Origin of the sequence: Vibrio sp. 99-8-1, from assembly GCF_013114595.1 — a bacterium.
In the GTDB taxonomy this organism is placed as follows: Bacteria; Pseudomonadota; Gammaproteobacteria; order Enterobacterales; family Vibrionaceae; genus Vibrio.
In genome coordinates this window covers 12,441-34,088 of record NZ_VTXE01000043.1, presented here as the reverse complement: position 1 = coordinate 34,088, position 21,648 = coordinate 12,441, and the positions used below count along the sequence as shown (strand labels likewise).

Sequence of the window (21,648 nt, the reverse complement as noted above, 5' to 3'; positions counted from 1 at the left end):
CTTTTTTCAGCAAGTAGTAAAAAAAACTCACTTTTTTTGAAGAAGGACTTGCATCACAAAAAAATGCTCTTATAATTCGCAGCCCTGAACGACGAAAGACGATTCAGTTTGCGACACTAGCTCAGTTGGTAGAGCGCAACCTTGCCAAGGTTGAGGTCACGAGTTCGAACCTCGTGTGTCGCTCCAAATTTTATTTATAGCTCGTCGGGCTCATAACCCGAAGGTCGTCGGTTCAAATCCGGCCCCCGCAACCAATTTAAAGGTGTTGTGATTCGCTAGCTCGTCGGGCTCAGCTATTCATAGAACCTAGCGAAGGTCATCGGTTCAAGTCCAGCCTCTGCAATTAAGTTTAAAGGTGTTGTGATTTGCTAGCTCGTCGGGCTTAGCCATTCATAAAACCCAGCGAAGGTCATGGGTTTAAATCCAGCGTCGCAACCAATTTCTCTTTTGAGAAAATACTGCTCTTTATCTTGTTCCAAGTTTTACAAAATCTCACAAAAGCAATTTATCCTTTGCTGTTGGGTAATATACCCAGTTGTATCGCTCTTTTAATGCTGTGAAGCATTACATCAAACATCAAAATACTTAGTGTTTTATCAATAAAAATTTTCCACCGCTTTAGCTCAGCATTTTCGGTGGCTCTGTCCAGTTTTTAAAAAATAATTAACAGACTTATCCACATTACAAGTTCTGTGGATAACCTAGTGAATAAAATTATTTTCCCTACGATATTTCTTATTATTGCAAGATCATTACTATGAAAACAAAGGTCTAATTATCCAATCAATCAAACGTAACCTGTTGATATTTAAGAGTTGTAGTGGGTTTTCTCTTTGGTGGGGGATGATCTGAAAGGATCATTAACTGATTTTTCATTGATCTTTGTCATTTCTTACTAATGTGTTTAACTTTTTCTAAGTAAACGTTTTGCTATAAGGCTATATTTCTTTTCCACACCTCATTTTTGAGGGCAATGTCAAATAAATAGCTCATAAAATAGTCATTATTATTTATATAAAGAAATGATACCAATTGCATTAATTTATATTTGAGTACTTGAATGGGTATAAGCGGAAAATGGAAATAGGCACTAATCAATAAAGTGCCCATTTTAGGCATCACGTGGTAATCCTTTTTGTACGATACGGATTAATCGCTCTGTTTTTGTGTTTTTATACGGCAGTTGATTCGTTTGTTGTTCAATTGCCCAAGTAATATGTTCATCCAATATGGAGTTAATACCTAGTCTATTCTCGAGTGCGCTTACTATTTCTAATGAATAAGGAGCATTGCCTAATGCGACGGAGATATTTCTTAGCCACTGAATGTAACCAATGCGTCGTATTGCGGAACCTTCTAATCTTTTTAAAAACTCCTGCTCGCTCCATAAAAATAGCGTTAATAATTCATTAGATTGGAATTCTTTTTTTCTATAGAAATCGGGTTGTTCCGTTAGCTCAGAGAAGCGATTCCACGGGCAAACTAACTGACAGTCATCACAGCCGTATATCCTATTCCCTATCGCTTTTCGAAATTCAACTGGGATAGTACCGTCAAGCTCAATAGTTAAATATGAAATGCACCTTCTTGCATCGACAACTGCGTCATCAATAATCGCGTTCGTTGGACAGGAGGTTATACATGCTCGACATTTTCCGCACTCATTTGTTGCTGGTTTATCCACGGGCAGTGGTATATCAACAAGTAGTTCACCTAAGAAAAACCAGGAACCTGCATTCTCGTTAATAATAAGCGAGTGTTTACCAATCCAACCTAAACCGGCTTCTTGTGCTAAAGGTCGTTCTAAAATAGGGGCGGAATCAACGAAGGGTCTATAACCTAGTTCGTTGACTTGTTGCTCTATTTTTTGACCAAGCTTTTTAAGCTGATTTCTTAATAGTTTATGATAGTCGCGTCCAAGTGCGTAGCGGCTAATATATCCTTGATTAGTGTCCCTTAAATCAGAAGAAAACTGAGCTTCAGGTGGTAGATAATCCAGCCTTACACTGATAACTCGTAAGGTACCGGGCAGTAGTTCATCTGGTCGGGATCTCATCGTGCCGTGTCTGGCCATCCATTCCATTTCACCGTGGTAACCCGCATCTAACCAATCAAGCATCGCTTGTTCATACTTAGATAAATCTATATCACAGATACCAACCTGCTGAAAACCAAGTTCTTTTCCCCAGTTTTTGATATTGTCAGATAGTTCTTGATAGTCCATGATAATTAAAATTATTATAAATAATGACATCAATTTTAGCTGATTTATCTATATACTAAAACAACTCAATCGATGGATGTATCGCTGAGCAGAACAGGCTATTTAACTTGGCTGTTTGAAGAGAAGATTGCCATTGAGTTTCTCTGAAGTAGTAGTAAATTTGAAACTTATTCGCTAGGGTCTTGTCTCTCAATTTGAATAAGGTTTACTATTGCTGTTCTTTTGATTTTTGTAATCAGTGAAGATAGAAGATAAATAAGTACAATGAAGACAATAACAACGACTTTAAATGATGAACAGGCGACTATTCAATTAGGAACGTCTTTAGCCAGTTTATGCAGCCAACAAACAACTATATATTTACATGGTGATTTAGGTGCAGGCAAAACAACGTTTAGTCGAGGTTTTATTAGAGCGCTCGGTCATATAGGCAATGTTAAGAGTCCTACTTACACCCTGGTTGAACCCTACCAATTGGCTTCTTGGCAGGTATACCACTTTGATTTATATCGGCTGGCCGATCCAGAAGAGCTCGAGTTTATGGGGATAAGAGACTATTTTACCGATGATGCGATTTGCTTGGTTGAGTGGCCTGAGAAAGGTCAGGGTTTACTGCCTGAAGCCGATCTAGATATTGAGTTGCGTTATCATGGTGAGCAGAGAGTTGCTTATTTGGTGGCCAATAATGATTATGGTTTAAATTTGCTTAGTAGAATGGAGCTATCTTGATTTATAAGCAGTTTAGAATACTTTGCCTGATTTTATTCACAACATTGATTGCTGCGTTAACATCAAACGTTTCTGCAAATACGTTGGAAAGTCTACGAGTTTGGCCGTCGCCAGACGAAACTCGAGTGGTTATTGATCTAAAAACTGAAGTCGAGTATAGCTTTTTTACTTTATCCAGCCCCTATCGTTTAGTTGTCGATCTGAAAAAAACCAACATTGATACAAAATTGCCGATTACGGTTAAAAACAGCAAAATTCTAAGCAAAGTCCGTAAAAGCACCCCACCAGAGAAAGGTACTTATCGTCTAGTTTTTGAATTAAAACGAAAAGCAGCGGCCAATTTATTTAAATTAAAGCCAACACCTGGTGGAGAGTATGGTCACCGATTAGTGATTGATATTCCACACCAAGCATCAAGTAAAACGCCAACTAAAAGCAGTGCAACGGTTACTCAGCCAAAAGTAAGTAAAGATGCCTCTCAATTAGCAGGAACGGCAGATATTATCGTGGCGATAGATGCGGGGCATGGTGGTGAAGATCCCGGCTCTATCGGACCTACTCGAAAATATGAAAAGCATGCAACCCTAAGTATTTCGCAAAAGATTGCTCAGCAACTAAATAGCATTCCAGGTATCAAAGCGGTAATGACGCGAAAAGGTGACTACTTTGTTAACCTGAATAAACGTTCTTCTATTGCAAGAAAAAATAAAGCCCATCTGTTGATTTCTGTTCATGCAGATAGTTTTCGCTCTCCTAAACCTAGAGGGGGCTCCGTATTCGTATTGAATATGTCGCGTGCAAACTCAGAAATAGCTCGCTGGGTAGAAAAACAAGAACAGCAATCTGAGTTATTAGGTGGCGCAGGTGAAGTTCTGTCAAAAACGAATACCGATAAAAATGTCAGCCAAACTTTGTTAGATCTGCAATTCAGTCATTCTCAAAAAGAGGGCTTTAAGGTTGCGACTCATATCCTAAAGGAAATGGGGAAAGTGACACGTTTACATAAAAAAGATCCTGTCCACGCTAGTCTAGCCGTTTTAAAGTCACCAGATATCCCTTCTGTATTGGTTGAAACGGGTTTTATCTCTAATCCGACTGAGGAAAAGCTGCTTTTCCAGCGAACGCATCAAGATAAGTTGGCGACAGCTTTAACCAAAGCGATTGTTCAGTACTTTGAAACCACACCACCTGAAGGCACTCTGTTTGCACAACGGCGAAATGCGAAGAAGCATAAAGTCTCTAGAGGAGAGTCTTTATCTGTGATTTCAAAAAAATATGGTGTCACCACACAGGCATTAATGCGTGCTAATAATCTTAAAAGCAGCGGCTTAGCTATTGGTCAGGTACTGATCATTCCAGCCAATCGTTCACCTATTGTTGTTAAAAAACAAGCAAACCCAGTAGAAACAAAGGTGATTACCCACGTAGTTAAGTCTGGAGAGTATCTCGGTAAAATAGCGACCAAATACAAAGTCACAGTGGCTAGCATCAAAGCACAGAATAGGCTGAAAAAAGAGACCCTTTGGGTTGGACAAAAGCTGAAAATTACCGTCAAACTTAAAGATGTTCCTATTCGTAAACATAAAGTAAAACGCGGGGAATTCTTAAGTAAAATCGCTTCTCAATACGGTGTGACAGTTAATGGTATCCGTAGCGCGAATAAGCTGCGTTCCGATAAGCTAGCTGTTGGCCAAGTTCTGGTTATACCAAATAGATGACGATAAAAATACTGCCGGCGAGACTGGCGAACCAAATAGCAGCTGGAGAAGTGGTTGAGAGACCTGCTTCAGTGGTTAAAGAGTTGGTAGAAAATAGCTTAGACTCTGGTGCTACCCGTATCGATATTGATATCGAGAAGGGGGGCAGTAAGTTAATTCGTGTTCGCGATAATGGTAAAGGTATCCCTCAAGATGAGTTGACGCTTGCGCTGAGTCGTCATGCCACGTCAAAAATTCATACGCTGGATGATCTCGAAGCTATTGTTAGCTTGGGGTTTAGAGGTGAAGCATTAGCAAGTATCAGCTCTGTATCTAGGTTAACGCTGACTTCCCGTACTGCAACACAAGATCAGGCTTGGGCTGCGTATAGTGAAGGTCGCGAAATGGAAGTGCAGTTGAAACCTTCGGCACATCCTATTGGTACTTCTGTAGAAGTACTTGATCTGTTCTTCAATACCCCTGCCAGACGAAAGTTTCTTCGAACTGAGAAAACAGAGTTTACTCATATTGATGAGCTGTTAAAGCGTATTGCTCTCAGCCGATTTGATGTCACCATTAACTTACGACATAACGGTAAAGGAGTAAGACAGTACCGAAGTGCCAAGAATCAACTGCAGACTGAGAAAAGAATTGGCGCAGTTTGTGGCAGTAACTTTGTTAAAAACATGCTTAGTATCCAACTGGAACACAATGGAATGAAGTTGCATGGTTGGATTACTTCTCCTGATGGTGCTCGTCAACAAAATGATTTGCAGTACTGTTATGTGAATGGACGCATGATGAAAGATAAGCTTATAAACCATGCTATTCGCCAAAGTTATCAAACAAGTTTGATGTCAGATCAGTTTGCTGCGTATGTTCTGTTTATTGAGCTTGATCCACATCAGGTGGACGTTAATGTACATCCAGCAAAACATGAAGTACGTTTCCATCAAACTCGTCTGGTTCATGATTTTATCTATCAAGCGTTATCAGATGCTTTAGCGCAAAGCCATTACATTGATCAGCCGAAAACTACCCAATCAGCTTATGGAGTCGATAACGATTCGAATGTTGAGCAAAAGTCGGAAGTTGAAGAACCTGCTGTGGCGACATATAGAGAACAAGAGGTGATCAATAATATCCCCTCTTATCCTGGTAGAGCGGGTTATAAAGATAGTTTTGGGACTAAAGCGGTAAATGAAAACGAGCAAAAACAAGCCAACATCAACAATGGTGATGGTGCGATACCTAGAGCGTCATATTCAAAAAAAGAGCAGCGATCTAAAAGTAATGAATTAACGCCATCGCCAAGCCAAAAAGAATTAAAGGCATATAAAGAGCTGCTAACCACCCCAGAATTTGATGATGTTAAAATTAATCGTGAAGATAGACATCAACCAGAGCAGAGTAATCATCAATTAGACAAAATAGAAAAGCCAATCAGTAAAATAGGAAAGGCAATCTGTATAATTGAAAGTAAGTACTTACTTGTGCAAACTGATAATGATGCCGCATTATTGTCACTTGAAAAGGCAGAGTGGTATCGCGTATTAGGCCAGTTGCAAACAGACTCGCAAGCATTAACGGTGCAACCTTTGCTTGTCCCATTGTCAATTAAGGTGGGTAAAGAGTTAGTGGAAAAGGCGATGCAACGACAACCATTACTAGAGAAATTTGCGATTCAACTAAAAGAAAAGCAGATAGATAGCATAATGGTAATGGGCGTACCTCAACCATTACGTCAGCAAAACTTACAACACGTAATTCCTGAGTTGTTGCTGTTATTGGGTGACGCTAAAAGTGATATTAATGAGGCTTTTCTAGCGAACTGGTTAGCAACAGAAGTCACTAAGGTAAAATGTGACTATACTTTATCTGAAGGGATTCAAATAATTACTGAATTAGAACAGTTATGGCAGGGAGTTTTGCCATTATCTGACAAACAATTTGTTCAGGCTGTTAATTTTGACACAACTATTGCCAAGTTAAGCATTGGCTAAGCCAGAGAATGAAAAAAGAACTACCATTAGCATTATTTTTAATGGGGCCAACCGCCTCAGGAAAAACCGACTTAGCCATAAAATTAAGAAAACAGTTTCCGGTCGATATCATTAGTGTTGACTCAGCACTTATCTATAAAGGTATGGATATTGGTACCGCAAAACCAAGTGCTGAAGAGTTAGCTTTGGCTCCTCATCGGCTGATTGATATTTTAGATCCCATTGATGCGTATTCGGCTGCTGACTTTAGACGTGATGCATTGATCGAGATGAACGAGATTGTTAATGCAGGAAGAATTCCTCTGCTCGTTGGCGGAACGATGCTGTATTACAAAGCCCTACTTGAGGGCTTATCACCACTTCCAGCGGCTGATCCAGAGGTTCGTAAGCAGATAGAATTAGAAGCAGAAAAGGATGGTTGGAGCGCATTACATGCTCAATTAAGAGATCTTGATCCCGTCTCTGCACAAAGAATTCATCCGAATGATCCTCAAAGGTTATCAAGGGCATTGGAAGTTTATCGAATTTCAGGTAAAACATTAACTGAATTGACTCAAGTTAAAGGGGATGAACTGCCTTTTAACGTAAAGCAATTTGCAATAGCGCCTAAGGAAAGGGCAGAGCTGCATCGTCGAATTGAGCTTAGGTTTGATAAAATGATCGACGCCGGATTTGAACAAGAGATGAAATCACTCTATTCTCGTAAAGAGCTTCATCCGGATTTACCTTCTATTAGGTGTGTTGGTTATCGACAGATGTGGGATTATTTAGATGGGAATTGTGATTTAGAGGAAGCGAAATTTCGTGGAATCTGCGCGACCCGTCAATTGGCCAAGCGACAAATTACCTGGTTACGCAGTTGGGATAATTTAACTTGGTTAGATAGCGAGAACATTGAACAGTCGTATAAGATCATGTCAGAGGCAATAGCTTCAAACTGATTTTGCTGTGTATAATGTGATCGTTTTTGCGTGAAAGTCTTTCTCTTATGATCTATAGGTTATGGGAAAGGCTGATTTGATTCATTTAGCTCGAATGCAAAAGCAGAATAATAATATTGCCGAGCACCATAAGCTAAATAATTACAACAACAAACAAATAAGGAATATAAAATGGCTAAGGGGCAATCTTTACAAGACCCGTTCTTAAACGCGCTACGTCGCGAACGTGTGCCAGTTTCAATCTACCTAGTTAATGGTATTAAACTTCAAGGACAGATCGAGTCTTTTGATCAATTTGTGATTCTTTTGAAGAATACAGTAAATCAAATGGTGTATAAGCATGCGATTTCTACAGTAGTACCTGCACGTGCGGTAACACACCACAGCAACACAGAACGCCCTCATGGAGAGCGTCAACAAGAGAAATCTGAAGATTAATAGTTATAATTTAACACGAGGTTAGTTGCTTGTTTGACCGTTATGAAGCCGGTGAACAGGCTATTCTTGTTCATATAAATTTCACTCAGGATGGTGAGTGGGAAGATCTTAGCGAATGTGAAATGCTGGTATCTTCTGCTGGAGTCAATACGTTACAGGTAATCACCGGTAGCCGACAAGCTCCGCACTCCAAATACTATGTTGGAGAAGGGAAAGCCCAAGAAATAGCTCAAGCTGTTCAGTTGACTGGTGCTGAAATTGTGATTTTTAATCACGCCCTCTCTCCTGCTCAAGAGCGAAATCTTGAACTGTTGTGCAAATGTCGAGTAGTAGACCGTACTGGCCTAATATTGGATATTTTTGCTCAAAGAGCCCGAACCCACGAAGGTAAGTTGCAAGTTGAATTAGCTCAACTACGTCACCTTTCAACGAGACTTATTCGTGGTTGGACTCACCTTGAAAGACAAAAGGGTGGTATCGGTTTAAGAGGCCCTGGTGAAACACAGTTAGAAACCGATAGGCGTCTACTGCGTGACAGAATAAAAGCAATCTTACGTCGTTTGGCGAAAGTTGCTAAACAACGAGAACAAGGCCGACGAGCTCGTCATCGAGCTGAGATTCCGACAATCTCGTTGGTTGGTTATACCAATGCGGGGAAATCAACACTGTTTAATCGTATTACTGAGGCGGGTGTCTATGCTGCGGATCAACTGTTCGCAACACTGGATCCTACCTTAAGAAAGATCGAATTAGATGATGTTGGTGTGGCTATTTTAGCGGATACGGTTGGTTTTATCCGACATCTCCCCCATGATCTAGTTGCGGCCTTTAAAGCAACGCTGCAAGAAACACAAGAAGCGGACATCCTACTGCATGTTGTCGATGCCAGTGATGATCGTTTTCGAGAGAATATGAGTGCTGTTCATGAAGTACTAGAAGAGATTGAAGCAAATGAAATCCCTTCTTTGGTAGTGATGAACAAAATTGATAATCTTGAAGGACAACAACCTCGTATTGAACGAGATGAAGAGGGTTTACCTCAAACTGTCTGGGTTTCTGCAATGGAAGGTAATGGCATTGATTTATTGTTCCAAGCACTCACTGAGCGCTTGGCAAGCCAAATGGTTCAGTATCAGCTGCGAATTCCCCCCCAATATCAGGGTCGTTTTCGTAGTACATTCTTCAATATGAAAAGTATTCAAAAAGAAGAGTATGAATCAGATGGTAACTTATTGATCAATATCCGAATGCAACAAGTAGATTGGTCTAGACTTGAGAAAAGAGAAGGGGCAGTTTTAGGTGACTTTATCGTTCACCAAAGGACTGCTACAGTATAACGTCATATCAAATGATGGAGCTTTCTAATGGCGTGGAATGAGCCTGGTAACAATAACGGCGATAATAATGGCCGCGATAATGACCCTTGGGGTAATAAAGATCGTGGCAACCGGAATTCCGGTGGCCGAGATCAAGGACCGCCAGACTTGGACGAAGTGTTCAATAAACTAAGTCAAAAGCTGGGTGGAAAATTTGGTAAAAAAGGTGGAATACCTTCAGTAGGTGGCAGCGGCGGAGCGATGGGAATAGGTCTTATTGCCATCGTAGCAATTGCTATCTGGGTGTTCTCTGGTTTCTATACAATTGGTGAAGCAGAAAGAGGGGTAGTTTTACGCCTAGGAAAATACGATCATATCGTTGATCCTGGTTTGAACTGGCGTCCTCGCTTTATTGATGAAGTTACTCCGGTTAACGTTCAAGCCATCCGTGCATTACGTGCATCTGGTACCATGTTAACGAAAGACGAAAATGTAGTAACCGTTGAAATGGGGGTTCAGTACCGTGTGTCGGATCCTTATAAATATCTGTATAGAGTAACCAATGCTGACGATAGTTTGCGTCAAGCAACTGATTCTGCATTGCGTGCAGTGATTGGTGACTCATTGATGGACAGCATTTTGACCAGTGGTCGTCAACAAATTCGTCAAAGTACTCAAGAAACGTTGAACCGTATTATCGATAACTACGATATGGGTTTGATAGTTGTTGATGTGAACTTCCAGTCAGCACGTCCTCCTGAGCAAGTAAAAGATGCTTTCGATGATGCTATCGCAGCGCGAGAAGATGAAGAGCGTTTCATTCGTGAAGCGGAAGCGTATAAAAATGAGATCTTGCCGAAAGCGACTGGTCGAGCAGAACGTTTGAAGAAAGAAGCTCAAGGTTATACCGAACGTATTGTTAATGAAGCTTTTGGTCAGGTAGCTCAGTTTGAGAAATTACTACCAGAATACCAAGCGGCACCAAACGTTACCCGTGATCGTCTTTACTTAGACACAATGGAAGAAGTTTACACAGCTACATCTAAAGTGTTAATTGATTCTGAATCAAGTGGTAACCTGTTGTACTTACCTATTGATAAGTTAGGCCAATCTTCAAGTGAAACGTCGACAAAACGTAAAGCACAATCAACATCTGCTTATGATGATATTGAGCTTGAATCACAAAGATCTGACAATCAAAATCAGACATCATCCTCTAGTTCAACTAGCACACGTCAAGGGAGATACTAAGAATGCGTAAGTTAATGATCCCTGTTATTTTCGCTGCGCTAGCGATGCTGCTAATGTCTGTTTTTGTTATTCCAGAGGGTGAGCGCGGAATCGTTATTCGATTTGGCCGAGTCCTGAAAGACAATACAGAAATGTCTCGCATCTATGAGCCTGGTTTGCATTTTAAAATGCCACTCTTCGATCGAGTTAAAGAGCTGAACGCACTTATCCAAACAATGGATGGTAGAGCTGACCGTTTTGTGACCTCCGAGAAAAAAGATGTCATCATCGACTCCTACGTTAAGTGGCGAATCGAAGATTTTGGACAATTTTACTTGGCAACTGGCGGTGGTGATACACTAACTGCTCAGGCACTACTTGAAAGAAAAGTAACGGATATTCTTCGTGCAGAAATCGGTGCTAGAGAGATCAAGCAGATCGTATCTGGTCCTCGTTCCGGTGCTATTGTTCTTGCTGATGATGGTATATCTGAAGTCTCTAAAGAAGTATTAGAGATTGAAGGTGAGCGTGACGTTATCATGAGCGAAGTATTAAATGGTACTCGTGAAAGTGCGATGAACGACCTTGGTGTTGCGTTGGTTGACTTCAGAATGAAGAAAATCAACTTACCTGATGAAATCAGTGAATCAATCTATCGTCGTATGCGTGCAGAGCGTGAATCTGTTGCTCGTAAACACCGTTCTCAAGGTCGTGAGAAAGCGGAAGTTATCCGTGCTCAAGCTGAGCTTGAAGTTGCTACCGTACTTGCAGAAGCAGATAGAACGGCACGTGTGACTCGAGGTTCTGCGGATGCTAAAGCAGCAGCAATCTACGCAGATGCGTATAAGAAAGATGCTGAGTTCTTTAGTTTCTTACGTTCTCTTAGAGCATATGAGCGTTCATTTAGTAGTAAGAATGATATCTTAGTACTTGATCCTAAGAGCGAGTTCTTCAAATATATGAATGACGCTAAAGGTGTGATTGGTAAGTAATCTTTTTGTGATTACTAATAGTGATAAAAGGCTTCAGTGATGAAGCCTTTTTTATGTCTGCTGATTTATTATTGGCTTAACTTATAATGAGTTGAATTTATAGCACCATAAACGCAATCACAGCCCCAGAAACGACTAGGCAACCTCCAATTCGCCGTAATTGATTGTCTGGCTGCTTACTCATTTCAGCCACCATATTTCGCCATCCATTAGGTGCGATCAGTGGACCGAGACCTTCTGCAATCAATAAAAGACCAATCGCTAACCAGATTGAATTTGTCATGTTTATGTTACCTGCTTTTATGTGACATGAATCTGAAGGCAAACGAATGCCTTTTTTGGAAATATGCTTTATGTCACATTTATAATTAAATTAAGGAGTTACTACATTATGACATTCTATGGCAAAAAAATGACTGCAAGATATCAAGTTAGGTGCTAGAATCCATTTTTAACTAGCAGGCAGAACTGGAAAGATGGGAAATAACGTAGTCGTTCTAGGCACCCAATGGGGTGACGAAGGTAAAGGAAAAATTGTTGACCTACTAACGGAAGATGCAAAATATACCGTTCGCTATCAAGGCGGTCACAATGCAGGTCACACTCTAGTCATTGACGGTGAAAAAACCGTTCTCCACTTAATTCCATCAGGTATTCTTCGAGACAACGTAAAATGCGTGATTGGCAATGGTGTTGTGCTCTCTCCTGATGCACTACTCACAGAGATGAAACCTTTAGAAGAACGCGGTATTCCTGTTCGTGAGCGTCTTTTCATTTCTGAAGCATGCCCGTTAATTCTTCCTTATCATATTGCTCTTGATCAAGCTCGCGAAGCCGCTCGTGGTAAAAAAGCCATTGGTACAACTGGCCGAGGTATTGGTCCGGCTTATGAAGATAAAGTTGCTCGTCGTGGCCTTCGTGTCGGCGACCTTTTTGATAAAGAAGCATTTGCTGAAAAATTAAAAGAAGTCATGGATTTCCATAACTTCCAACTTAAACATTTTTATAAAGCAGAACCTGTTAGCTATGAAGATGTTTTAGAGCAAGCCATGGGTTATGCCGACCTACTGACTTCTATGGTTATCGACGTGACAGATGAGTTAGATAAAGCTCGTCAACGTGGTGATAAGATTATGTTCGAAGGTGCGCAAGGCACACTGTTAGACATTGACCACGGTACTTACCCATACGTAACCTCTTCAAATACGACTGCTGGTGGTGTTGCTGCGGGTTCTGGTTTTGGTCCTCGTCATATCGGCTATATTCTTGGAATTACTAAAGCTTATTGTACTCGTGTAGGGTCAGGGCCATTCCCGACAGAGCTTTACGATGGTATCGATAAGCAAGACCCTGTAGGTAAACATTTAGGTGATGTTGGCCAAGAGTTTGGCGCAACAACTGGTCGTTTACGCCGTACGGGTTGGTTTGATGCCGTTGCTATGCGTCGTGCTGTTCAGCTTAACTCGATTTCAGGCTTTTGCTTAACTAAGCTTGATGTATTAGATGGCCTAAAAGAACTGAAAATCTGTACTGGCTATGAGATGAAAGATGGCTCAGTGCTGGAAGTCTCTCCAATGGCTGCTGAAGCATTTGAAGAAGCAACACCTATCTACGAGACCGTCCCAGGTTGGTCTGAAAGTACATTTGGTGTTAAAAACCTTGATGAGTTACCACAAGCTGCTATCGATTACATTAAGCGTATTGAAGAGCTAACAGGTGTACCGATTGATATTATTTCTACTGGTCCAGATCGTAATGAGACGATTATAAAGGTTCATCCTTTTAACTCTTAAATCTGAGACTCTGTAATAAAAAAACCGACCTAATCAGGTCGGTTTTTTTATACTGTTAGCATAATAGACAATCGCTATTGTCATATACTCTTTTGAACGGTATGTTTTTAACTTAGCTCGGCAATATTCTGCCTTAGATATTAGTTTTTCGCTAAAGTCCGGTTAGTTATTGCCGATAACAGAGCACGGTATAAAGAAAGAGTGCAGGTATGAAGCTTAAGATCATAGCCGCTTCTTTATTATTGGCGTTGTCCCCGCTGTCGAAAGCAAAAGCTGAAACAGCAGAGATAGGGGCTCCTGTGCCGATATATACAGAAGCAGAGCTAATCAGATTAATCGATGACAATAAGCATCTAGAACGAGTTAAGGCAGATAAGTGTCAGCTGGTTGAGGATATTGTTGCGCGTGCGACACGTATAAGCCTGCCTGCGTATGAATTTCTTTATGGTGATATGCTCTCTTGGGGTGTGTGTGTTGAGCAGGACGTCGAGCTCGGTCTTTACTATATTGAAAATGCCGCACATCAAGGTCTTCCTTCTGCGCTTGAGAAGTTAGGGCGTTATTATTCTCGTGGTACTCTTGTTCAGCAAGACAAAGAGAGGGCGATTCCTTACCTTCGTGAAGCTGCGGCCATGGGGAATGTTAGAGCGCGTATTCAGCTTGCGGAGTTACTGCTAAGAGACTATGGCAGCCCCTTAGACTATGAAGATGCTTATCGTTGGCTGTATAACTCAGTGACATCAGATAAAAGAGAGCATAAAAGAATCGCTATGTTACGTACTGGGCTCGCCCAACGGATGCCTGAAAACATTATTGCGCGTGCGAAGCGGCGAGATGTTTTTTGGTAAGGTAACGTGCTAAGAAATTTTATGTAGAGCGCTCTGATATGATCAGGGCGTTTTTTATTCCCTCAAATGAATTTATTAATCATTTCGGTAGCTTAATCAGATTCTTCTCGATATATCGCGTATACTTACTACTATATTCCTTCCTAAAAGAGCAGGTTTGCTTATGTCGGACAAAACACCTATTGATCAATTTGCCGCTCGCGAAGCTAATAATTATGAAAACCCAATTCCAAGCAGAGAATTTATCTTAGAGTATCTTCAAGAAGCCAATGTACCAATGAACAGAAATGATCTGTTTGCTGTACTTGGATTGACCGGTGAAGACCAGTACGAAGGGTTGCGTCGACGCTTAAGAGCAATGGAAAGAGATGGACAGTTGGTTTTCACTCGCCGTCAATGTTATGCACTGCCTGATAAGCTCGAAATGATCAAAGGCAGTGTCATTGGTCATAAAGATGGTCACGGCTGGGTTAGACCGGAAGGAAGTGTTGGTAAAGACAACGACATATTACTGCCGCACCATCAAATGCGAACCATTATTCATGGTGATTTAGTTCTGGTTCAACCGACCGGAAAAGATAAACGTGGTAGGAAAGAAGGTCGTCTTGTTCGCGTTTTGGAAGAACGAAAAACCCAAATTGTGGGACGGTTCTTTTTAGATCAGGGTTACGCTTATGTTGTTCCTGATGACTCACGAATTAGCCAAGATATTTTGATCCCTGATGATGTTCGTCTAGGGGCGAGAATGGGTAATGTGGTGGTGATTGAGATTACCGATAGAGGAAGCCGAACTAGAGGTATGACTGGTCGAGTCGTTGAAGTGCTTGGGGAAAACTTGGCACCGGGCATGGAAACTCAAATTGCCATACGAACACATCAAATACCAAACGAATGGCCTGAAGAGGTCGACGCTCAGATTGCTAATTTGGGTGAAGAAGTACCAGAAGAAGCAAAAGCGGGTCGAGTTGATCTTCGTGACCTGCCTTTAGTGACCATCGACGGTGAAGATGCCCGAGACTTCGATGATGCGGTTTATTGTGAGAAAAAAGCGACTGGAGGATGGCGTCTTTGGGTTGCGATTGCTGATGTGAGTTACTATGTTAGACCCGATACTGCATTAGACAAAGAAGCGATTAATCGAGGAAACTCTGTCTATTTCCCATCTCAAGTCGTACCAATGCTGCCAGAAGTACTATCCAATGGCCTCTGTTCTTTGAATCCGCAAGTTGATCGTTTGTGTATGGTGTGTGAGATGACGGTCTCCGCTAGTGGCAAACTGTCGGGTTACAAGCATTATGAAGCGGTAATGAACTCTCACGCCCGTCTGACGTACACCAAAGTTGATGCAATGCTGAATGGAAATGAGGAGCTGATTGAGCGCTACTCCAATGTTGTTCCGCATATTCAAGAACTACACAACATGTACAAGGTTCTTAAAAAAGCGCGAGATAACCGCGGGGCAATCGAGTTTGAGACCGTCGAGACGAAGTTTATTTTTAATGCTGAGCGCAAGATAGACCGAATAGAACCTGTAATCCGAAATGATGCTCATAAGCTGATTGAGGAGTGCATGATATTAGCGAATATTGCTTCTGCATCATTGGTTGAAAAGCTTAAAGAGCCTGCACTTTTCCGTATACATGAGTCTCCAGGGGAGCAACGTTTAACAGGCTTTAAAGATTTCCTTAGTGAACTTGGTTTAACGCTGAATGGCGGGTTAGAGCCATCTCCGACTGATTATGCCGAATTAATGATTGCGATTAGTCAGCGTCCAGATAAAGAGCTGATCCAAACCATGCTTTTGCGTTCAATGAAGCAGGCGGTTTACAACCCAGACAATGCAGGACACTTTGGCTTAGCTTTAAAACGCTATGCACACTTTACTTCACCGATTCGTCGCTATCCGGATTTACTGTTGCACCGAGCCATTAAATATCTTATCGCCAAAATGGAAGGGAAGAACAAAGATCGCTGGACACCAACGGGTGGGTATCATTATTCGTTTGATGATATGGATGTATACGGTGAACAGTGCTCCATGACTGAGCGAAGAGCAGATGATGCTACCCGAGAAGTCTCTGACTGGCTTAAATGTGAATATATGCAAGATCATGTGGGTGAGCAGTTAGAAGGCGTGATTGCCAATGTGACAGGCTTTGGTTTCTTTGTACGCTTGTCTGAGCTGCATATCGACGGTTTGGTGCATATCTCCGCATTAGCCAATGACTACTATCAGTATGATGCGATAGGCCAACGATTAGTTGGTGAAGCTTCTGGACAGATTTATCGCCTAGGGGATTGCGTTACTGTAAAAGTATTGTCGGTTAATTTAGATGATCGACAAATTGACTTTGAATTAGTGGAAACAAGTCGTAAGCTACGCGGCAAAGGAAAGTCTGCCAAAAAAAGAGCAGCGAATGCAGACAAAAAATTTGCGTCGAAGAAAAAAGCAGAAGTGAAGTCTCGACGATCAGGCAAAGGTGCAAAACCTTTGGTTGAGCCAACTAAGCGTCCAGACGGTTCCAGTGATGAATCTGGTTCTAAAAAGCCTGCTAATAAAAAGAATAAAGCGGAAAAAGCACGCAAGAAAAAGTCCAGAGCAAATAAAAGTAAAGCTCGTGGAAAAAACAAAGCATCTAAATAGAGTTAAATAATGAGTAACGAATTTATATATGGAATACACGCGGTAAAAGCGGTATTAGAAAAAGATCCCGCTCGATTTATCGAAGCATTTGTGCTGAAAGGAAGGGAAGACGAACGTCTTATGCCTTTGCTTAAGCAACTGCAAAATTTTGGTGTTTCTATTCAGCAAGCAGGCCGAAAAGCTCTTGATGACAAAGCCAATGGCGCAAATCATCAAGGTATTATTGCCCGTGTGAAACCAGCCAAAGCTTTAAATGAGAATGATCTGGATGACATTATTGCACAGCATGATCAGCCACTGTTTTTAGTTTTGGATGGTGTTACCGATCCGCATAATTTAGGTGCTTGTCTAAGGAACGCAGATGCAGCAGGTGTCGCAGCCGTAATCGTACCTAAAGATAAGTCGGCTCCTTTAACCGCGACTGTAAGTAAGGTCGCTTGTGGTGCTGCTGAGACGGTACCTTTGGTTAGAGTGACTAACTTAGCGAGAACAATGCGTGCTATGCAGCAGCAAAATGTTTGGTTTGTTGGTACTGCGGGAGAAGCGACTCATGATATCTATCAATCTAAACTGACTGGGCCATTAGCCATCGTTATGGGTGCAGAAGGTGACGGTATGAGGCGATTAACTCGCGAAACATGTGATGACCTGATAAAAATACCAATGTCAGGTTCGGTGTCTAGCTTGAATGTGTCAGTCGCAAGTGGTGTCTGTTTATTTGAAGCGGTTCGCCAGCGATTAAAATAGCAACAAATATAGCGGTTCAAACATCCAGAGGTTATGCGGCTATAGATTCTGCTCCTCTGCAAGCTTAGTCGCTATCAAATTGTCAATGTAGAAAGGCCAGATTCTCACTGAATCTGGCCTTTCTAATAGCGATATACTGATTAGTTTAAATCATGGAATACAAGCCGGTTTAACGGCCTATTTTGTTGCGAATCGACATGCCTATCAGAGCATTATCTAGCCTTGATATGGGCGTATTTTTCTAGCGATATCTCATCGGTGGAATACCTTAGTGAAGCTCTAAACTCTGCCCCTTTAACTGACCTAAAAATATAACGTGGTGATTCGTTAAAAATACCTTGCTACTGACGTCTATTTTCTATACTATTTGCCGTCCTTAATTCTCGGTCATTTATCTTAGTTCCTTGCTTCCCCTGGACGACCGAGCCATTCGTGGAAGCTACTAATCCGTAAGGAGCAACCAATGCGTCATTACGAAATCGTATTCATGGTGCACCCTGATCAAAGCGAGCAAGTTGCTGGCATGATCGAGCGTTACACTGGTTCTATCACTGAAGCTGGCGGTACTGTACACCGTCTAGAAGACTGGGGCCGCCGTCAAATGGCTTACCCAATCAACAAGCTTCACAAAGCTCACTACGTTCTTATGAACGTTGAAGCTGATCAAGCTGTGATTGATGAGCTAGAAACTGCTTTCCGTTTTAACGATGCAGTTCTACGTAACATGATTATGCGTACTAAATCTGCTATCACTGAACAATCTATCATGCTTAAGCAAAAAGAAGAGCGTGCAGAGCGTGCTCCTCGTCGTGAAGAGCGTTCAGAAGCTAAGCCAGAAGCTAAGCCAGAAGCAGCTGAGTAATTTTGTAGACTGCAAAGTCTTTGAAATTTCTCAATCAACTTAACTCAAATTTAAGATTAGGAGATAGCCCATGGCTCGTTTCTTCCGTCGTCGTAAATTCTGCCGTTTTACAGCAGAAGGCGTACAAGAGATTGACTACAAAGATGTAGCAACTCTTAAAAACTACATCACTGAAGCTGGTAAAATTGTACCTAGCCGTATCACTGGTACGAGCGCTAAGTATCAGCGTCAGCTAGCACGCGCTATTAAGCGTTCTCGTTACCTAGCACTACTGCCTTACACTGATAAGCATCAGTAATCGCACGTTTTATTAAGAGAGAGGATTAAACAATGCAAGTTATTCTACTTGATAAAATCGGCAACCTAGGTGGCCTTGGCGATACTGTTAACGTTAAATCTGGTTACGCTCGTAACTTCCTTATTCCTCAGAATAAGGCAGTAATGGCAACTAAAGCTAACGTTGAAATGTTTGAAGCACGTCGTGCTGAACTTGAAGCTAAAGTTGCTGAGCAACTATCAGCTGCTCAAGCTCGTGCAGACAAAGTTGCAGCACTAGAAGCGGTTGTTATCGCATCTAAAGCTGGTGACGAAGGCAAACTATTCGGTTCTATCGGTACTCGTGACATCGCTGACGCAGTTTCTGCGGCAGGTGTTGAAGTAGCTAAGAGCGAAGTTCGTCTACCTGAAGGTGCTCTACGTAACACTGGTGAGTTTGACATTAGCATCCAACTTCATTCTGAAGTTTTTGCAACAGTTAAACTAGAAGTTGTTGCTGCTGAGTAATATTCGGTATCGATACGATATTAAAAACACCAGCCTTTGTGCTGGTGTTTTTTTTAGAATGAAAAGAGAAGATTGACCGATAAAACGCTATCGGATTTACTCAACCCATCAGGCACCTTGTCATGGTACTGACGTGATTGAGAAACTTTTAAAGCAATATCATCAGTAATATTGTTGGTAAAACTGATTTCTGAATCCGTTCTCATATTACTTTCCCCCGCAACCAATGTTACTTGGCCAGACAGAGATAGCGTATCTAACAGTTGCCAATCCAGCGCGACATTGCCTCTAAAAATAGGCTCTTGCACTATATCGGGAAAAATCAAATCGTCGTCGTCGAGTTCGTCTAAGTTCGGCTCTTGATAACGATAACCGGGGCCAAACTCGACTTCTAATTGCAGCTCGTCTGAGTGTGCAAATTGATAACCAAGTCCTCCTGACAGTGTGTAGTCTTTAAAGTAGGCACTGTGACGGGAGTCAATGCCTTGAAAACTACCATAAAGATACAGTTTGCTGCCGAGTTTATAGTCACTTTGTAGTTGATAAGAGGTCTGAAACTTATCTTCTTCGCCATCTTTATCCAATTTATACAGCTTAAATTCGCCAGAATGACGATGTTGCCCTGAAGTGTACTCAGCTTCTAAACGAGAGTTCAGAGACTGAGTATCTGAGTTGCCGGAGTGTGATTGATAACCAAATTCAACTTCAGTACTTAGTGGTGATGGCTGTTTTTCAGATGTTTCATCCACATCATCATTTGCATAAACAACGGAACTTGTTATTAGCCCAAGTAAGATTAGCGACCTAGTTGACACTCATTGCCCTTTTCATTTATCGGTTAATTTAATGAGTATAAGTTTTGTTAAATTATATTAGTCAGAACGATGTTAATTAACTGCTCGAACAGTTTAAAATATGACTTCAATTTTTAAGTAATATCGATTGACTATAGTGCGGCTAATGCCGCTATAATGTCCGGCTATAACGAGTAATAGAGTATAACCATGGCTGAAGTCCACAATAAAAACAGAACTGATTCTCAAGTTGAAGCGATCAAAGCGCCTCCTCACTCATTGGAAGCAGAGCAGTCAGTTATTGGTGGCTTATTATTGGATAATGAGCGTTGGGATACTGTTGCCGAAAAAGTAGTAGCGAAAGATTTTTATAGTCGTCCTCATCGATATATTTTTGAAGCTGTTAAATCAATTTTGGAGAATAGTGATCCGCTAGATTTGATCACTTTGTCAGAGTTTTTGGAGCAGAGAGAGCAACTTGATGATGTTGGTGGCTTTGCTTATCTGGCTGACTTAGCAAAAAATACGCCTACCGCGGCTAATATTAACGCTTATGCAGAAATTGTAGCGGAAAGAGCTTTAGTTCGTAACTTAATTGGTGTTGCCAATGAGATCGCGGATGCAGGTTATGATCCGCAAGGTCGAACATCAGAAGACCTGTTGGACTTGGCAGAGACAAAAGTATTTGCCATTGCGGAAGAGCGAACAAGTGAAAACGAAGGCCCGCAAAGCGTTGAATCTATATTAGAGAAAACCTTAGAGCGGATTGAAATACTCTATAAATCTCCTCAAGACGGAGTAACAGGTTTAGATACGGGTTTTACCGACTTAAATAAGAAGACAGCGGGTTTGCAAGGCTCGGATCTTATTATTGTTGCCGCTCGTCCATCCATGGGTAAAACCACATTTGCGATGAACTTGTGTGAAAATGCCGCAATGGCTCAAGATAAGCCTGTACTTATATTTTCATTAGAGATGCCATCAGAACAGCTGATGATGCGTATGTTGGCTTCTTTATCTCGAGTGGATCAAACTAAGATCCGGACGGGTCAGTTGGATGATGAAGACTGGGCGAGAATTTCTTCTACCATGGGAATTTTGATGGAGAAGAAAAACATGCTGATTGATGATAGCTCAGGTCTGACGCCGACGGAGTTACGCTCACGCGCTCGTCGCGTTGCTCGCGAGTATGGTGGCGTTAGCATGATTATGATCGATTACCTTCAATTAATGCGTGTGCCATCTTTAAGTGATAACCGTACATTGGAAATAGCGGAAATATCGCGCTCACTAAAAGCGTTGGCAAAAGAGCTGAATGTTCCAGTTGTTGCTCTTTCACAGCTTAACCGTTCTTTGGAGCAGCGAGCTGATAAGCGCCCAGTTAACTCCGATTTGCGTGAATCTGGATCGATAGAGCAGGATGCCGATTTGATTATGTTTATCTATCGAGATGAGGTTTATCACCCAGACAGCACATTAAAAGGTATTGCAGAAATTATTCTTGGTAAGCAACGTAACGGCCCCATTGGTTCGGTACGATTAACTTTCCAAGGGCAGTTTTCTCGTTTTGATAATTACGCTGGACCTGCGTTTGACGACGAATAAGG

General features: G+C 41.5%; 19 protein-coding genes and 1 tRNA gene. 17 read left to right on the top strand and 3 right to left on the bottom strand.

Features of this window, described 5'->3' with window-relative positions; genetic code table 11:
• The first annotated feature begins 110 nt into the window (after positions 1 to 110).
• Positions 111 to 186 (top strand) — tRNA-Gly (locus F0227_RS19195).
• A gap of 925 nt (positions 187 to 1,111) precedes the next feature.
• Here the strand turns inward: F0227_RS19195 and queG are convergent.
• Positions 1,112 to 2,224, bottom strand: coding sequence for a tRNA epoxyqueuosine(34) reductase QueG (gene queG / locus F0227_RS19190; protein ID WP_171754861.1), 1,113 nt, complete (start codon positions 2,222 to 2,224; stop codon positions 1,112 to 1,114).
• A gap of 264 nt (positions 2,225 to 2,488) precedes the next feature.
• Between queG and tsaE the strand changes: the two genes are divergently transcribed.
• The 8 genes from tsaE to hflC all read left to right on the top strand — a co-directional run bounded on the left by tsaE (position 2,489) and on the right by hflC (position 11,570).
• Positions 2,489 to 2,953, top strand: coding sequence for a tRNA (adenosine(37)-N6)-threonylcarbamoyltransferase complex ATPase subunit type 1 TsaE (tsaE, locus tag F0227_RS19185; protein WP_171754860.1), 465 nt, complete (start codon positions 2,489 to 2,491; stop codon positions 2,951 to 2,953).
• A 17-nt stretch (positions 2,954 to 2,970) separates the two neighbouring features.
• Entirely contained in the window at positions 2,971 to 4,671 is a 1,701-nt protein-coding gene (locus tag F0227_RS19180) for a LysM peptidoglycan-binding domain-containing protein (RefSeq protein ID WP_317918059.1), read from the top strand.
• Complete coding sequence (mutL, locus tag F0227_RS19175) at positions 4,668 to 6,653, top strand: DNA mismatch repair endonuclease MutL (RefSeq protein ID WP_171754859.1); 1,986 nt, start codon at positions 4,668 to 4,670, stop codon at positions 6,651 to 6,653. The genes F0227_RS19180 and mutL overlap by 4 nt, the downstream gene beginning before the upstream one ends.
• Before the next feature lie 8 nt (positions 6,654 to 6,661).
• Positions 6,662 to 7,594 carry a tRNA (adenosine(37)-N6)-dimethylallyltransferase MiaA gene (miaA, locus tag F0227_RS19170; protein ID WP_171754858.1) on the top strand — a complete coding sequence of 311 codons (933 nt, stop codon included), beginning with the start codon at positions 6,662 to 6,664 and terminating at the stop codon, positions 7,592 to 7,594.
• 171 nt (positions 7,595 to 7,765) lie between these two features.
• The gene (hfq, locus tag F0227_RS19165; protein ID WP_171754857.1) at positions 7,766 to 8,032 is read left to right on the top strand and encodes an RNA chaperone Hfq; all 267 of its coding nucleotides are present in this window, start codon (positions 7,766 to 7,768) and stop codon (positions 8,030 to 8,032) included.
• A 29-nt stretch (positions 8,033 to 8,061) separates the two neighbouring features.
• Positions 8,062 to 9,369, top strand: coding sequence for a ribosome rescue GTPase HflX (hflX, locus tag F0227_RS19160; RefSeq protein ID WP_171754856.1), 1,308 nt, complete (start codon positions 8,062 to 8,064; stop codon positions 9,367 to 9,369).
• Between the two features lie 27 nt (positions 9,370 to 9,396).
• A complete protein-coding gene (gene hflK, locus F0227_RS19155; protein WP_171754855.1) occupies positions 9,397 to 10,599 on the top strand; it encodes an FtsH protease activity modulator HflK in 1,203 nt (400 codons plus the stop codon).
• 2 nt (positions 10,600 to 10,601) lie between these two features.
• The gene (hflC, locus tag F0227_RS19150) at positions 10,602 to 11,570 is read left to right on the top strand and encodes a protease modulator HflC (RefSeq protein WP_171754854.1); all 969 of its coding nucleotides are present in this window, start codon (positions 10,602 to 10,604) and stop codon (positions 11,568 to 11,570) included.
• A 97-nt stretch (positions 11,571 to 11,667) separates the two neighbouring features.
• Here the strand turns inward: hflC and F0227_RS19145 are convergent, their stop codons facing one another.
• Positions 11,668 to 11,853, bottom strand: a complete 186-nt coding sequence (locus F0227_RS19145; protein WP_171754853.1) for a DUF2065 domain-containing protein — start codon at positions 11,851 to 11,853, stop codon at positions 11,668 to 11,670.
• 193 nt (positions 11,854 to 12,046) lie between these two features.
• On the opposite strand from F0227_RS19145, the gene F0227_RS19140 reads away from it, so the two are divergent.
• The 7 genes from F0227_RS19140 to rplI all read left to right on the top strand — a co-directional run bounded on the left by F0227_RS19140 (position 12,047) and on the right by rplI (position 19,247).
• Complete coding sequence (locus F0227_RS19140) at positions 12,047 to 13,363, top strand: adenylosuccinate synthase (RefSeq protein WP_171754852.1); 1,317 nt, start codon at positions 12,047 to 12,049, stop codon at positions 13,361 to 13,363.
• Positions 13,364 to 13,572: 209 nt separating this feature from the next.
• A complete protein-coding gene (locus tag F0227_RS19135) occupies positions 13,573 to 14,211 on the top strand; it encodes a tetratricopeptide repeat protein (RefSeq protein WP_171754851.1) in 639 nt (212 codons plus the stop codon).
• Positions 14,212 to 14,374: 163 nt separating this feature from the next.
• The gene (rnr, locus tag F0227_RS19130; protein WP_171754850.1) at positions 14,375 to 16,855 is read left to right on the top strand and encodes a ribonuclease R; all 2,481 of its coding nucleotides are present in this window, start codon (positions 14,375 to 14,377) and stop codon (positions 16,853 to 16,855) included.
• A 9-nt stretch (positions 16,856 to 16,864) separates the two neighbouring features.
• Positions 16,865 to 17,602: a 23S rRNA (guanosine(2251)-2'-O)-methyltransferase RlmB gene (gene rlmB / locus F0227_RS19125; RefSeq protein WP_171754849.1), complete on the top strand. Its 738-nt coding sequence runs from the start codon at positions 16,865 to 16,867 to the stop codon at positions 17,600 to 17,602.
• Positions 17,603 to 18,065: 463 nt separating this feature from the next.
• Positions 18,066 to 18,464: a 30S ribosomal protein S6 gene (rpsF, locus tag F0227_RS19120; RefSeq protein ID WP_171754848.1), complete on the top strand. Its 399-nt coding sequence runs from the start codon at positions 18,066 to 18,068 to the stop codon at positions 18,462 to 18,464.
• Between the two features lie 70 nt (positions 18,465 to 18,534).
• On the top strand, positions 18,535 to 18,762 hold the full coding sequence (rpsR, locus tag F0227_RS19115) for a 30S ribosomal protein S18 (RefSeq protein WP_000090472.1): 228 nt from the start codon (positions 18,535 to 18,537) through the stop codon (positions 18,760 to 18,762).
• 32 nt (positions 18,763 to 18,794) lie between these two features.
• A complete protein-coding gene (gene rplI, locus F0227_RS19110) occupies positions 18,795 to 19,247 on the top strand; it encodes a 50S ribosomal protein L9 (RefSeq protein WP_171754847.1) in 453 nt (150 codons plus the stop codon).
• Between the two features lie 53 nt (positions 19,248 to 19,300).
• Here the strand turns inward: rplI and F0227_RS19105 are convergent, their stop codons facing one another.
• The gene (locus tag F0227_RS19105; RefSeq protein ID WP_171754846.1) at positions 19,301 to 20,062 is read right to left on the bottom strand and encodes a DUF481 domain-containing protein; all 762 of its coding nucleotides are present in this window, start codon (positions 20,060 to 20,062) and stop codon (positions 19,301 to 19,303) included.
• A 189-nt stretch (positions 20,063 to 20,251) separates the two neighbouring features.
• Between F0227_RS19105 and F0227_RS19100 the strand changes: the two genes are divergently transcribed.
• The gene (locus F0227_RS19100) at positions 20,252 to 21,646 is read left to right on the top strand and encodes a replicative DNA helicase (protein WP_171754845.1); all 1,395 of its coding nucleotides are present in this window, start codon (positions 20,252 to 20,254) and stop codon (positions 21,644 to 21,646) included.
• The last annotated feature ends 2 nt before the right edge of the window (positions 21,647 to 21,648 follow it).